General features: G+C 43.1%; 7 protein-coding genes and 1 pseudogene. 2 read left to right on the forward strand and 6 right to left on the reverse strand.

What is annotated here, in order from left to right:
- A complete protein-coding gene (gene ccoN / locus JKJ11_RS08485) occupies positions 1-1,428 on the reverse strand; it encodes a cytochrome-c oxidase, cbb3-type subunit I (RefSeq protein WP_006074498.1) in 1,428 nt (475 codons plus the stop codon).
- Positions 1,429-1,687: 259 nt separating this feature from the next.
- Here ccoN and JKJ11_RS08490 point away from each other — a divergent pair, with 259 nt between their 5' ends.
- Positions 1,688-2,050, forward strand: coding sequence for a hypothetical protein (locus JKJ11_RS08490; RefSeq protein WP_006074499.1), 363 nt, complete (start codon positions 1,688-1,690; stop codon positions 2,048-2,050).
- Positions 2,051-2,069: 19 nt separating this feature from the next.
- Here the strand turns inward: JKJ11_RS08490 and JKJ11_RS08495 are convergent, their stop codons facing one another.
- From JKJ11_RS08495 to JKJ11_RS08515, 5 genes are read right to left on the reverse strand one after another with little or no spacing between them, the layout of a single operon-like run.
- Positions 2,070-4,217: an ATP-binding cassette domain-containing protein gene (locus JKJ11_RS08495; RefSeq protein ID WP_252039075.1), complete on the reverse strand. Its 2,148-nt coding sequence runs from the start codon at positions 4,215-4,217 to the stop codon at positions 2,070-2,072.
- Positions 4,214-5,812 (reverse strand): ABC transporter transmembrane domain-containing protein, encoded by a 1,599-nt coding sequence (locus JKJ11_RS08500; protein ID WP_252039077.1) that lies wholly within the window; start codon positions 5,810-5,812, stop codon positions 4,214-4,216. The genes JKJ11_RS08495 and JKJ11_RS08500 overlap by 4 nt, the downstream gene beginning before the upstream one ends.
- A 41-nt stretch (positions 5,813-5,853) precedes the next feature.
- Positions 5,854-7,239, reverse strand: coding sequence for a TolC family protein (locus JKJ11_RS08505; protein ID WP_240205893.1), 1,386 nt, complete (start codon positions 7,237-7,239; stop codon positions 5,854-5,856).
- Entirely contained in the window at positions 7,214-9,448 is a 2,235-nt protein-coding gene (locus tag JKJ11_RS08510; protein ID WP_252039078.1) for a response regulator, read from the reverse strand. The genes JKJ11_RS08505 and JKJ11_RS08510 overlap by 26 nt, the downstream gene beginning before the upstream one ends.
- 16 nt (positions 9,449-9,464) lie before the next feature.
- Positions 9,465-10,811 (reverse strand): HlyD family type I secretion periplasmic adaptor subunit, encoded by a 1,347-nt coding sequence (locus tag JKJ11_RS08515; RefSeq protein WP_252039079.1) that lies wholly within the window; start codon positions 10,809-10,811, stop codon positions 9,465-9,467.
- 838 nt (positions 10,812-11,649) lie between these two features.
- On the opposite strand from JKJ11_RS08515, the pseudogene JKJ11_RS26155 reads away from it, so the two are divergent.
- Positions 11,650-14,790 (forward strand): annotated as a pseudogene (locus JKJ11_RS26155) (tandem-95 repeat protein); the annotation flags it as partial.
- Between the last annotated feature and the right edge of the window lie 860 nt (positions 14,791-15,650).

Here is a 15,650-nt window from a genome sequence, read left to right on the forward strand (position 1 = left end):
TTAAGCCGGTTGAGGGATAGCTTTCAAGCTACCTTTCGTTGCAGTGATTGTCTTATAAGCGTTGTATGCCATTAGGAACATACCTGCTAGGAAGATGAAACCACCAATGAAACGAACGGTATAGAATGGGTAAGACGCTTGTACAGATTCTACGAAGCTGTAAGTCAGCGTACCGTCTGAGTTAACTGCACGCCACATTAGACCTTGCATTACACCTGAGATCCACATTGCTACGATGTAGAGCACCGTACCAATTGTAGCCAACCAGAAGTGAGCATTAATAAGACCTACAGAGTACATGCGCTCTTGGCCGAATAGGCGAGGGATTAGGTGGTATACCGAACCGATAGATACCATCGCAACCCAACCTAGAGCACCAGAGTGTACGTGACCGATAGTCCAGTCAGTGTAGTGAGACAATGCGTTAACTGTCTTAATAGACATCATCGGGCCTTCGAACGTTGACATACCGTAGAACGACAGAGAAACGATCAAGAAACGAAGAATTGGGTCGTAACGCAGCTTATGCCAAGCACCAGACAGCGTCATGATACCGTTGATCATACCACCCCAAGAAGGCGCGAATAGAACCAAAGACATCACCATACCTAAAGACTGAGTCCAGTCAGGTAGAGCTGTATAGTGTAGGTGGTGAGGACCAGCCCAGATATACAGAGAAACAAGCGCCCAGAAGTGAACGATCGATAGACGGTAAGAGTAAACAGGACGTTCAGCTTGCTTTGGTACGAAGTAGTACATCATACCTAAGAAACCTGCCGTAAGAAGGAAACCTACCGCGTTGTGACCATACCACCATTGAACCATCGCATCGACGGCACCAGAGTACACAGAGTAAGATTTACCCATTGATACTGGAATTGCCATACTGTTCACGATATGAAGTACCGCGACGGTAATGATGAACGCTCCAAAGAACCAGTTCGCTACATAGATATGCGATGTCTTTCGCTTGATAAGTGTTCCAAAGAACACAATCGCGTAAGATACCCATACCACTGCAATAGCGATATCGATTGGCCATTCTAATTCTGCGTATTCTTTACCAGAGGTGAAACCCAACGGTAAAGTAATTGCAGCGGCTAAAATAATTGCTTGCCATCCCCAAAAGGTGAATGCGACAAGAGGGCCCCCAAATAATCTCGTTTGACACGTACGCTGCACAACATAATAAGACGTTGCAAACAGAGCACTAGTACCAAACGCAAAGATTACCGCATTAGTATGCAAAGGACGTAAACGACTGTACGTCAACCACGGCGTATCAAAGTTGAGCTGTGGCCAAACTAATTGAGCGGCAATCAAAACACCTACTGCCATACCAACAATACCCCAAAGAATCGTCACTAAAGTGAACTGGCGTACGACGGTATAGTTGTAGACTTGTTCAAGCTGCTTTTCTTGGCTCATTAACATGCTTCCAATTTTCTAATTAACTACACTTTACTTCCAACACGACACATGTCGTAATGCTACCCAACCCTTCAGAAGAACTAACGCCTAATCAAAACGTTACTCAGCTTTCGGGATTTAACAAAAAGTAGCATTTTCAGCCAACAATAATACTTCAATTAACAAATCAAAAACAGGGTAGTAACCTTATGGTTGGTCGGGTTTTTGACCATTTATTTCAAAACTTTGAAGTTTGTTACACGGAGAACACGTAAATATGCCAGCACAGAAGTTAACAAAAGGTAGGCTTGTTCAAATTATCATCATGATGGTGGTGCTAATTGCAGCATTTACATACAGAACCATTAGCCATAAGGAGTCTAGCGAGGTTGTTTGTCAATCTTCACAACCATGTGAGGTCAAATTTCAAGACAAAAATGTCCGTTTTCTGTATCAAGATTCAACAAACACGCTCGCGGTCACAAAATCAGAAGATTTAACGATTAAAGGCTCAAAAAGTGACGGTTCAGCGTTAAATGTGACCGCCACTATGAACATAAGTAAAGATGAAATGCCGGTAACATTCGTGATCTCAGACGATAGTGATAATTCTGTTAAGGTAGATATTCTGCCAAGATAGAAATTGTGTAGTAGAGATTTTAAGTTCCCATTGCGTTCATTACTTTATCAGGCGTACCGAAGTATTTCTGAGAGCCATCTTTATCCAAAAGTAAACAATGTGTTGCGCTAGAAATTAATGTAGGCGCTACGGTTGTATAGATGACAGTTTTGTCTCTTAACACACCAGCGAACAGCTGATTAATATAAGTCGCATGTTCAATTTCAACGCCTATCAGGGGCTCATCAATCAGAATGATCTTTTGACTCATATCTGCGAGCCCTATGGCCAACCTCAACCTTTGTAGTAATCCAGAAGGTAGATGAGCAAGCTTCTCTGTATTTATATGTGTCTCTAGGCCTTGCTCAAAGAATTTCTCTAGCCCGAGCAAAGTAAAGGATCTCATCATTTGTTCTTTTGAAATTACGCCATTATGCAGGATGTAATTCGACTCCAGTGAACCTTCATAAAGATGGAGGTCAAATGGAATATAGCTAATGCCTTTTCTATATCGATAGTTGTTGAACTGTTTAATATTATAACCGTCCAGTAGCACACTGCCTTGATATCTAGGCTCCAAGCCAGCAATAAGAGTCAACAAGGTCGTCTTACCACAACCTGCTGGTCCTGAGATTGCAACTTTGCTCCCAGGGGTAATATGTAGGCTCAAGTTCGTTAGACCTGTCGTCGCACCTTGATAGCGATGAACCAAGCCACTCACCGCCACTTCACCATTAAACTGTCTAATTGGAGGACTTTTCTCAATCGACGTTTTGTCATCATCAAGTGACATCAAGGCATTAATCTGTGCAGTGGAAGATTGAATAGTTTTGAATTTAGCCAAAGAGTTGTAGATCCCCATAATTGGCCCTAGAGCTTTCCAGACTAAGATAACGGTTGCTAGCATTGCGCCAGCACTTGCTGTGCCGTCAATTACCCCTATGACTGCGGTAACAATTGCTGCCGTGCCAACGGCTTGGATTAAGCCGCCACCAATAGCTTGAATCTTAGCATTTACCTTAGCGACAAATGCAGCATCGTTGGAGCTTTGCTCATGTGCGGCTCTGAATCTAGATTGAATAACTCGCAACAAAGGTAGTCCTTGTAGGGTAGTAATGCCTCTAAGGATTTCATTCCATTGATATGACACCATCGCGTTAGCACGCGAACTTTGTGACGTTGCTTGAGTATAGATATAGCGAGCGTACAAACAGAATACGATCATAACAAAGATGCCTGCGATGACAGTCAGCGCAGCCGAGCCAGATAGAATAGTGATAGCGAGAATAAATAGCGCAACAAAAGGCAAGTCGAAATAGCTCAACGTAGATTCCGCGGTGACTAGCTTTCTGAATTGGTCGATATCTCGCAGCCTTGCTAATTGGGATGACACCCCAGCGCTGGAAGTCATTGAATAAGGCAGCCAAAGCAGTTTGGCGATGACATTTCTAGAGATATGGACAGCTAAATCTTGCCCTGATGTAGAAAGAATACGCATACGAACACGTCGAAATAAGAACTCGGCCATTGCGAGAAATATCGCAAACACTGTCAGCCAATACAGGGTCGACACAGAACTGGAAGAGAGCGCAAAATTATAGACACCCATAATAAAGAATGGCTGCAATGCACTGAGAATGTTAATGATCAAAGAAAGGAACACTAAGCTTTTGAATTCATTATTGTAGCGATAGAAAGTGTATTTCACCCAATTGCTTTTATCTTGAGTCTCAGGAGGCGGCTCTCGGAATAGCTTCGAGTATTCTGAGATGATGGTTAAAGAGAAGTTCAAACCATCTATAGGAATTGAGATAGTATTGTTGTTGCGATAATCGAATAACACCGCATTATTGCCTTCCACTTCAAGCAAGACCGCTGATAGCTTATCCAATTCAATGAAGCAAGGAAGCCTAGCCGCTTTGAGATCCTCAACGACAGCACGCTTAAACTCAGTCGTTCGGCACTGATAACCAAGCCTTGAGAGTGTTAATTCAAAGCCATGCTGGTCGTTATCACCGGGAGTAAAGGCATCGGATAAAATACTTGGTGTGCCTTCCCATTCTAAAGAAATCAATGTGTAAGCAAGACCACGTAGCAAAGGGGACTCTTGATATCTGAATTCAAACCCTTCAGCTTCAAAATCCTTTAGTCGCTGGGAAACATTATTGAAATCGACCAGTATCGTCATAAGTGAGCTCTCTCTTTAGAAAGTTTGATCGACTTCAACCCATACGATTCCGGTCGGATTTTATTACTTACGATAATAAGAAACTGACCAGAAGACTTAGGGACGAGCATAGACACGACTCGCTGTGCAAAGTCTGGGTCGAAAACCGTATCGATATCGTCAAGAATCACCAATTTCTTCTGACTAAGCATGGCGCGAATGATCAGCAAGGCATATTGCACTTGCCTAGATAGTGGGATAGTTTTGTTTCCCTTCAGTTGGGTATAGAACCCTTGCTCTAAGGCATCAATTTCGTTTTTAACTGCAAGTCCTTTGCACAAAGTAAACGCGACACCGTTTAACATAGGTCTAAAGCAGGTTAAATTATCTATGATTGAGCCTTCAACAAAGCCACTGTTACGATCGATTCGGTGAACTTGTTCGCGCCATGAATGGTAAGGTAGCTCAGACAACAATAAATCACCTATACGAATCACTGTATCGCCACATTCGTTATCGCAAGTTAGACTTCGAGTCAGATGACTTTTACCTGAACCCGAAGGACCCTGAAGTAGGATAGGCTCTCCACGATTGATAATGATTCGCTGTTTTTCATCGAGTTGAATCGTAATGTCATCAAAACTATGAATCGCATGAACTTCATGTGATTTTTCAAAATTTTCTAATGCTAAGATCTCCGATATCTCAATGATCTGCACTCTATTTAGCTTCCAACGTCCAATAGTCCTCATTACTTGCTGATAGGGTGAGAAATAACGGTTGGTAAGCATAATGATGGCGGCCATCACGCCTTGTGTTGCCTCTAAGTTAATGACAGATATTGCAAGCAACACCACTACGACGGCTATCGATAGTTGTTGAATCAAGGTCAAGATTAGATTGAAGTGCGATTCGAGGTTTTCGTACTCAATGCTCTTTTTCTCACGTGCTTTAATCATATCGGTCATTAAACTTTCAAGTCGATATTCCATGGTACGGCTCTTGTTATCTAACGGGCTCGATACAATCTCAATGATTTTTGAGTTAGTCAGTCCTTCAATCTCTGATTTGGTTTGCTGGGCAGAAACTTTACGATTTGAAATGCGAAATGCGGCGATAGCTAGGACTAGAGAAGCGACTAAGAGCGCAATTCCAGCCCATAAATTAATGATGGTGATAACCGCTATGGTAATAACGCTAACGGCCGAATTGATAATTGCACGAACAACTTCACCACCGAAAAAATTCTTTAACTCTGGAATCGCAGCAATGCGCTCCAAATACTGGCCGGGCTCCAAGCGGCTAAACTCAGGGATTTGAGCCAGACAAATAGCTCTAAACACTTTGTTGGTAAGCCGTTGTTCGAAACTCTTCATCAAAGAAGCGGTAATGACTTCTTCTTGCATACGAAGCAAGTAATCTAAATAGATAGCCACAAGAATAATGGCGAAAAGAGCAAACAGGGTATCCGTTGCTTGATTTGGCAATACTCGGTCAAAAATGATCAAGATTGAAAATGGCAAGACTAGCGCAAAAAGCGTCGACATTATTGTCGAGAAGGTTAGATAAAGTTTATCCATCCAAGATATTTTCTGAGAGAAGTACGCTGTGTCCATTCTAAATTCTCACTTTGATAAGTCGCTGGCCATCACTCTGGCTAGTTGTCTTTTAAATGCTCTGGGATAACGTCTTGATAGCGAATACTGGAGGCTTCATCCATCATCTGCATGATTTTTTCAATGGTTAAAGGCGACAAGTTACCTACAAGTCGATCGAGCTTAATAGACTCGATGACATAGTCATATTTAGCACTCTCGTAATCTCTAATACTGTTAAACAACTTACTTTCAGCAGAGAGCAAGTCTGTGATTGTTCGCGTGCCTAAACTATGGGCGCGCTTAATACCTTTGTATGAGGAGTAGTTAGCTTTAATAATGGTCTCGTAAGTAAAAACTGACTGGGAAAAGTCATTCAAGTTGAGAATAGAGGTTTCCACATCATTGCGAACTGTGTTTTGACTGTCCGTTAATAGCAGTTCGTTACGCTCAATGGTCTTTTTATTTTTTTGATACGAGTAATAGTCTGAACCACCAGAGGTTATTGGCACAGAAAGCACAAGCCCAACAGATTTATCGTCCGATATCCCTGTTGAGTTCGGGTTAGTCGACAGGTCGAAGTTATTCGTATCGTTATGTCGGTAACTTGCGTTTGCCGATAGATTAGGAGCAAAATTCGAGCCCGTTTCCTTTAATGTACGATAACTTCGCTCCACGGTTTTTTGGGACAAGATGATATCGTTGTTAAACTTCATCGCTTGTCCCAACAAGTCTTGTTGTTGATCTAACGGGATTTCACTAAGCAGTACTTGACCTTTTAGGTCCTGAGAGGGAATTACTGGATACTGGGTTAACAAGGCAAGACGGTTTAATATAACGTCTTTGTCTTTCTGTAAACTTCTTAGCCGGTTAACAATGCCTTCCTTTTGCGCTATCACCTCATAAACTTCACTTGCTGCGACATTACCAAGCGACACATTTCGATTCATCTGTTTGAGGCGAGCCATCGACGAATCGAGTTCAGCTTTCGTCGCGCGGATTTTCGCGCCGTTTTTTAAGAACTCGAAATACTGCTCAGTAATCTGTTGAATGACTTCTTGAGTTTTTGCCTCGTTTCTTACTTCTTCAATGCTGAAATCCAGTTTACTGGTTCCGTATTCATAGATATCGCGAAGATTAAACAAACTCTGAGTCAGAGACAGACCATAACCATGATCGTTGTAGCTTGCATTGGTATCACTTACCCCGCTTAAACGAGTCGTAGTAGAGTTCCAGGTCGTTTTTACATCCGCTGAGATCGTTGGTAAGAAACTGGAGCGGCTAACGTCAATATCGTAGGCACTTTCTTCAACGCCTTTACGACTGGCGATAAGAGACACGTTGTTATTTAGCCCAATCTCTACCGCTTCCAATACGGTTGCAGAATGTACTGTCATAGTGACGGTCATACCAACTAAAAGGCTAATTAAGCTTCTGAAATGCCACATACTTCTTAATCACCTTGATAATTTCATCACTCTTGTATGGTTTGCTAATGACATAGTCCATACCTGCTTCAATACACGCTTTGTGCTCAGCAACACTGGTAAGTGCAGTGGCTCCTATAATCGTTGAAGGTGTTGTAGAGCCATTATCACTTTCATGTTTTCTGATGAGCTTGGTCGCTTCAATGCCTCCCATGCCTGGCATTATGCAGTCCATAAAAATAATGTCAGCGCGCTGAGCTTTGACCCAATCTACCGCTTCAGTTCCATCCCCAACCGTGTCGGCTTTATATTCTTGTTTCATCAAAATTCTCTTGAGCAAGAACTGCTGCACTTTGTCATCTTCAACAATCAAGAATGAGCTATTTTCCAATGTTTCCTCAACGGACTCTGCGTTCAACGCCTCAGTTAGGTTAGGAATAAACTCATAAGGGAGAGCAGGGGTAAAGAAGACTTTGTCTACATACTCAAAAGCGCTTTGCATGCCCTCAGCATGATGTGCCAAGAGAAACAACTTGGTCTCATTTTGTTTTAATCGGGCGCTTAGTGTTTTGGCAAACGCGTCCATTTGGATACCTTCTATCGTGTCTGAAATGAGAATCGCATCAATACTGGTGCTATTGGCTGACACTCTAAATAGGTCATTGGGATCTTCACATAGTGTCACTTGAGCTCCCTGAGAGGTAAGCAAGTTGGTTAACAGATCTAAAGAGAGCCTACCTTGGCTACAAAGAACAAAATGTCGATTGTTAAGTTGCTGTGATTTGAAGGTAAAGAAGTTCTGAGCTTCCATATCAAATTCAATGACATAACGTCTTTGTTGTCCCGATTCATACCAACGAGAATCAAAATAACTGACATTACTCAAAATAGATTCTGTCCATTCATCATTAGAAGCGGTTATATCACTGCGTTCTGACCAATGAAGTGAATCAATCTTGCTACGTTCAACATTCAAGTGAGTAAGAAAGGTAACTGATAACGACATTCGTGTTTTGTCGACGTTGTCCGAGCTTTTTATCTCTACTTGAAACAGGACTTGTTTGTCATTTTGAATTTGTACTGCGCTTGAAAGTTTGAGGAACAGAATCCAAAAAAGGCTAGTTTGGTGACCGACAATGGTATTGGGAAGGTTGGTATTGAAATCACATTCAATATCTCGCTCTTCTCGATGCAGTTTACTTTTGAGATGAACAGTCAACTCAGACAAAGTGTTAAGAAAAGAGAAATGGCTATTACCTTTGTCTCTTCCTTGGGATAACAGTCGGTTGTAATTTTCAGCGAGTTCCGACAAGGTGTCTGCAGCAGAAGTAATGTCTTGTGCCAATACCGCACGACTATCTTCTGAGTCTTGAACTAAATATTGGATACCACCTTTGATCGTACTGGTAATTCCCCGTATCTCATATCCGATTAATCCATAGAGTTGTTGATTTAGGTCCGCATCTTTTTGTTGCTGATCCATCCTTTCAAATACCAATCGAAGTTTAGAGTATATATTGCGTTCGATAGGGTCTAGGTGAGCGCTATTCAAAATATCGTCGATTGATTTGGAGTCGAGAGAATCCAACCTTGATGATAGAGATTGAAAACTCTCATTGATAGAGTGTCTGTTTCTCGCCGTCTTCTTAAGTCGATACCATCCACCTAATACAACAAAAATGGCGATTAATGCTATAGCCGGAAATAGCAGAAAGAGTTTATCAATACTAGATCTAAGCTCGTTAATGGCTTGTTGATGCTCCACATAGAAGAGGTCATCAAATCGATTACGAATCTCTACATAATCTCTACTAAGCGCTTCCCTCAGTCTTTGATAATCATCTAGTGAAGTATCGTCTATCGCTTGAAACCTCAAACTCGCAAGTTCTAGGTGACTATACTCAACAGCACCGACCAAACTCACCTGAGATTTATCACTTGAAGCTAGCGATTTAAACTCCGAAAGTGCCCCCATCAGAAGGGTTAAACTTGAGTTAACACCCTCACAACGGCCACCATTAATACATGTATCTAAGTTTAATATTGTGGTCTCTAATTGTTGGTTTAAGAGTCGACTTTGCGAAATTAACGGGGTAGTAAAGTCCTGTTTAGAAGGGTGGGACAAATAGAACTGTAACGTCAACCAAATGCCGAACAAGGACAGGATCATCAACGACGCAATCCCGAGTTTAATGATTGGAAAGGTGTAAATTTGATGCCTTGGTCTCATACTGATTTCACTCCCGCTATCGCTCGTCAAACGCGTCATCAATCGCGGACATGACAGGCTTCATGGCGTACTCGATTACTCGGCGGTCTCCGGTTTTTATGTCTGCGGTGAACTCCATATAAGGTGACAGGCTGTATTTAGTGCCAGAGCGCTCTAGATAATCGTGGTCAATCAGAATCTTAGCGAGATAATATTCTGATTCTTCTTCTTCGTAAGAAGATCGACTTATGGAGGTAATGGTTCCAGAAAGAAAACCGTATTTAGAAAAATTGTAAGTATCAAACTTAAGCTTTACCTGTTGACCTACTTCAACGAACCCCATCTCTTTTCTTGGGATTTTTGCTTCACCATGAAGCTGATTATTTAGCGGTGCGATATCAGCAATACTTTCACCTGGCGGAATCACTGCGGAACGGAAATTGAAATGCACTTTATCAACAACACCATCTACAGGTGCATATACGACTAATCGGTCAACTTTATCCGACAATTGTGGCCTTTGAATCCGCTTTATACTGAGCTCTTTTTCTATTTGAGTAATCTGCGCTTGATACTCTGAGTTTCGATTGGCTACCAGATCTGCAAGTTGCTTATCTAAGCGCTCCAGTTGGAATCTCTCATTCATGATAGATTCGTCGAGATTCTCAATCTCACGAATCATATTCGACTCTTGTACTTGCATATTCAGGACATCGACATATGAGGCCATCTCTTCCTTGTATAAGGTCTGTTTAATCCCCAATTGCTTGCGAATTAACTTGAGTTGATTGTTGGAGCTCTGTTTTCTGCGCTTCATAGAATCCACGAGGGTTTTCTTGTGCTCTATGTCATGTTCAATAAGCGTCTCACTGGATTGATTTTTACTGTTTTCTTGAGTCCAAGCTTGGACGTTTAGGCTGACTAATTTCGGAACATCACTAAACTCAGAAAAATCGGGCTCTTGACCTAAGATCAACCCTTGATAGCGAAGACGATCCATTTCTAATTGAGTGACTTCAGAGTCATTAGTGGACAGTAACGAATTCCGGTCTAGCGACTTTAGTTTAGCGATAGGTTGACCTTCGTAAACAACGTCTCCTGGCTTAACCAATAACTCATCAAGAATGCCACCTTCAAGATGCTGCACACGCTCGATATCGGAGTCGAGAAGCAATTCTCCCCGAGAAGAGACGACGATATCTATTCGTGCTTGTGACGCTATCACAAGTAAAACCATGGATACGAGAAACGTCAGTAGCAGAGCTTTATGAACTGGAGTCATTGCACTTTTAATCTTTACTTCATCCAAATGTGCTTCATCTGTCACTGACGAGTTTTGGATTAACGCATTTCTGATGTGCTTCTCGATACTATTCTTACTCACGATCCCACCCTTGTTTTATGCCTCGACGAAAAGGCTAGGTTGAGTTAATGCTGATTCATTTCCTTGAATGAACTAGACCGTTTGCAAAATAGCTAAGGATATAAGCGAATAATTTTCAAAGATAAATTTTCATTATGAGTACTGTGTTTGGAATCAATGAGATTTGAGCTGAACAGCTAAACTTTACTACTAATCCGGAATTCATCTACTAATCTGTTGACGAATCAACAATGGATCGTGTGTTTTGGAGGCGGCAATGGCAACGAACAATGAAAACAATCCACTTAATGATGCGGTGGAGCAAGTATCTACAGTAGATACCAATACAGACCAACAGCAAGCACAGCAAAATCAACAAAATACCATTGCCACTACTATTGCGACTGGAGCAGATAATGCCGATGCTTCGGATGAAATAAACCAAGCTCTCAGCGATAGCCCGACTAGTGCAGGAGCAGAGCAAGATGATTCTAATGCTGCATCAGAACAATCCACACAATCAGGAAATGACGGAGCTGCACAGCAACAGGACAGCCAATCAAATATTGTCGATTCACAAGATTCAAACGTTAGTGAGTCAGAACCGCAAGCCGATAATGGCGCGGCTAGTGGGGCGGGCGCGCAAGCGGTAGGTGGAGAGCAAACTCAACCTGATACTCAAGCTGGTGGTTCTTCCACTCCAAGTGATGCAGTTACACAAGCACAACAGTCCGTTTCGCCTTCGGTTCGAGCCGCTCAGGAGGAAATCAGCGATACCGCAACAACAGAAGAAACATTTGAGGTAAATGTCTTAAGCGATGAACAATTTGTTCAATCGCAACAGGATGACGCTTTTGATTCTGAGACAACTGAAACGTCATTTGAAGTCCAAGTCGATAACGTAAATGATGCCGCTGTTGTCAGTGGTATGGATTATGAAATTCAGGAAGATGGTCTTTTAACTTTTACTGATACGGATTTGCTCAACAGTGCCAGTGACATAGATGGCGATGAGCTTTTCATCGATAACGTGACTTATGAAGGTGATCAAGGTGTGCTGACTCATCTTGGTAATGGTAATTACACTTTTGCTCCCAATGAGAACTTTAATGGTGATATTTCATTAAGTTATGGTGTATCCGATGGCACAGCAATAACTACGGCATCTATCGATGTACTAGTGGAGTCAGTCAATGATCTCCCAGTCTTTGGTACCGCGTCTTACACCGTCGATGAAGACAATGTATTAATCTTTAATGAAACTCAGTTGCTCTCTAGCGCTTCCGATGTAGAGGGCGATGTGTCTTTGGTCGAGGTCAGCTACTCTGGTAATGATGGCATCTTCACCGTCAACAACGATGGAACCTGCAGTTTTGCGCCTAATGAGAATTTTAACGGAACGGTTACGCTTGATATTGTCATCGCCGATGAAGATGGCGCACAGGTCGAAGCTACGTTTGACGTAAATGTTCTTGCGGTTAATGATGCTCCAGTCAGCGGTGACATTGCTTATACGCTGGATGAAGATGGAAACATTACACTGTCACAAAACCAGCTGTTATCACAAGCCAATGATGTTGATGGTGATGACTTAACCGCGACCAATGTAACCGTAGGCGGTAATGCAAGTGTCAGTGAAAATCCAGATGGGTCATTTACCGTTACGCCTGATGCCAACTTTAACGGAGACCTCAACCTTGCCTTTGATGTCTCTGACGGACTGGAAACCATCCAAGCGGCAGGGACTCTAACGGTTAACCCTGTGAACGATTTACCAACCACTTCCGATGTCTCCGCCAACGTTGATGAAGACACCAGTATTACGGTCAATCAAGCTCAGCTTCTTGCGAATGCCGCGGACATTGATGGCGACCAGCTCACCGCTTCAAATCTGTCTGCTGCTAATGCATCGATTCAAGATAATGGCGACGGTACCTTTACCATCACACCTGATGCGAACTTCAATGGATTAATTGATATTGCTTACGATATTAGTGATGGGTCAACACCGGTAGCAGGGAATCTTGCTCTCACCGTTGACCCAGTCAATGATGCACCGATTATTTCAGCTGATGTGCCCATTACCATTGAAGAAGACGGTTCATACACCGTGACCCAAGCTGAATTGCTTCAATTTGCCACCGACATCGAAAATGATGATATGACCGCCGTCATTGGTGAACAGGGTGAATCGACCACCGTTTCTGGTACCGTTCTCAACGCGGAAAACGGTCAACCCGTCGTGGGTGCAGAAGTTACGCTAAGTGATGACGTAGGGAATTCAACAACCGCGGTCACCAACGCCCAGGGTCAATATACAGTGACAGGCAATGTATTTGAGCAAGGCAGTGTCACTATTGAGCAAGAGGGTGCTATTACCAATACCTTCCTCGTTCCAGCCGGCGAAACCACTGATAGTGGCGTTATTTCGCTAAGTGAGGTATTGGAAGCTACCGACATGCGAATCGTAGTGACATGGGGTGCAACGCCAAGAGATATGGACAATCACTTGTGGCTTTATGACACCGACACCGGTGCAGAATTAGATCATATCTATTATCGCGATATGAACCATCAACTTGGCGATGGTATGGTTCAGCAGGATGTTGATGACACCAATGGCCACGGACCAGAAACCATTACTATACCTAACTATCAAGATGCCAATATGCATTATTCGGTGCATAACTACAGTAATCGCAGTTGGGATGCGGATGGGGTTGAGAATGTTCAAGTTCAGGTATTTGTCGGAGATACATTAGTTCAAACCTTCGCGCCGGAGTTGCCAGAGAACATCAGTGGTGACCATTGGCATGTGTTCGATATCGTAGATGGCATTGTCGTGCCAAGTCAGGAAGTGGGAAGTCAGAACAACTTCACCTTACCGACCAGTGAAGAAGCGGTGAACGCAGACAACGGAATTGATATTGCGTCGTTGTTTAACGTCGATGAAGGTAATACTGACAACGGCTCAGATGGTAGTGACAATGTCACAATTAGTGATATTTCCATACCAAATGGTGTGATTACCGACAATGGTGATGGCACATATACCATCACTCCGAATGCGGATTTTAACGGTGAGTTCGAAATTAACTATACCGTTGACGATGGCAATGGTGGTGTATCTCCAGCGCAACTCGACGTGACGGTGACAGCTGTCAATGATGCCGCTGTGATTTACGATCAGAGCTTTAGCATGGATGAAGATGGCACCTTAACCTTTACGGACGCTGAACTGCTGCAGGGTGCGAGTGATATTGAAGGTGATGATTTAACGGTTACCGGTGTCCACTATGAAGGTACCGACGGTGTACTTACGTCACTAGGTAACGGTACTCACACTTTCACTCCAAATGAAAACTACAATGGCGAACTTCAATTAACTTTCGATGTGTCAGATGGCACAGATACCAGCAGTGCGGTGATAGATATAGCAGTAGCTGCCGTTAATGACGCGCCAATTGCGGGTTCTACATCCTATTCAGTCAATGAAGAAGGGGTAATTGACATCACAGTAGAGCAACTGTTGGCAAATTCGAGCGATGTTGATGGGGAAGCCATCTCACTAGATTCGGTGACGTATAGTGGCAGCGATGGTATTTTAGCCCTTCATGAAAATGGAACATACTACTTCTCGCCAAATGAAAACTTTGATGGCGAAGTCGTTTTACAAGTAGTGGTTTCTGATGAGTCAGGATTAACGTCTCCAACCACCGCGACTATTGATGTACTCTCCGTCAATGATACTCCAGCCGTTTCAGGTCCAATTGCTTATCAAGTTAACGAAGATAATTCTATTACTTTATCTCAGGAACAGTTGCTCATCCACGCATCCGATGTTGACGGTGACCAACTCTCAGCTGAAAACCTATACCTAGAAGCATTTGGCACGGTGACTGATGATGGCAACGGAAATTTCACTATCACTCCGGCCGAGAACTTTCATGGGCCTTTGTCACTCACATTCGATGTGACTGATGGACAAGAAACCGTCGCAACCGCGTTAAACTTAACAGTTGATCCTGTAAACGACCTTGTTATTGCTCGTGATGACGTCAATTTGTCTAGTGCTGAACCTATGATCCGCTTAGACGTCGCACCAGAGCATGGGGCGGTACAATATCTCGATGAAAACGGTGATTGGGCGGATATGGTTATTGGATTGGAATATCCCGCTGACACCGAAGTTCAATTTGTACCAAATACTGTTGAGATTCAATCGGACACTCGTGATATCCGAGTGGGCAGCTTCGACAACGATCCAAACAGCCAAGGCTTTGATGGGACTGCATCGACATCCGATTGGGGTAACGTCGATGGAGACACCGCGACGTACGTTGAAGATGGTATTGTCGTTACAACGGTTGTTAGTGAGGGTGCTTTAGCGGCGTGGAATGGCCCCAATAGTCATGTCGGTGCTGGAATAGGTAATCAGTCATCCAATGGACTCAGCGACGATGAAACTCTCACGGTTACAGTTGAAGGAGAAGACGTCAATCAAATTACGTTCCAGCTTGATGGACTCGGCGGGTATTTTGATGAAACTAGCTCCCACGCAACGCAGGTGAACATTACTGCCTATGACGCTGAAGGAAACATTATCAGCACCCAAGGTGGTTATCGTGAATCTGGGGAATACGAAGATACGTATTCCTTCACAACCGATGTTCCAGTCCATCATTTTGAACTAGGAACGACAGGTGGAAATGGAACCTACGTAGTACAAAACATGGTTGTCTCGAGAACCATGGCAGAAGAAATTCAGATCACCACCATCCAAGGAGATGGAAGCGAAGTAACAAACACTCTGCAGCTGAACTTAAATCACAGCACTGCTGAGGATACTCTGAATGTCAC

The organism is Vibrio sp. SCSIO 43133 (assembly GCF_023716845.1).
GTDB lineage: Bacteria > Pseudomonadota > Gammaproteobacteria > Enterobacterales > Vibrionaceae > Vibrio > Vibrio mediterranei.

Bases quoted from the DNA above. Each gene is read 5' to 3' on its own strand.
- ccoN (WP_006074498.1), bottom strand. From the start codon at position 1,428: ATGAGCCAAGAAAAGCAGCTTGAACAAGTCTACAACTATACCGTCGTA.
- JKJ11_RS08490 (WP_006074499.1), top strand. From the start codon at position 1,688: ATGCCAGCACAGAAGTTAACAAAAGGTAGGCTTGTTCAAATTATCATC.
- JKJ11_RS08495 (WP_252039075.1), bottom strand. From the start codon at position 4,217: ATGACGATACTGGTCGATTTCAATAATGTTTCCCAGCGACTAAAGGAT.
- JKJ11_RS08500 (WP_252039077.1), bottom strand. From the start codon at position 5,812: ATGGACACAGCGTACTTCTCTCAGAAAATATCTTGGATGGATAAACTT.
- JKJ11_RS08505 (WP_240205893.1), bottom strand. From the start codon at position 7,239: ATGTGGCATTTCAGAAGCTTAATTAGCCTTTTAGTTGGTATGACCGTC.
- JKJ11_RS08510 (WP_252039078.1), bottom strand. From the start codon at position 9,448: ATGAGACCAAGGCATCAAATTTACACCTTTCCAATCATTAAACTCGGG.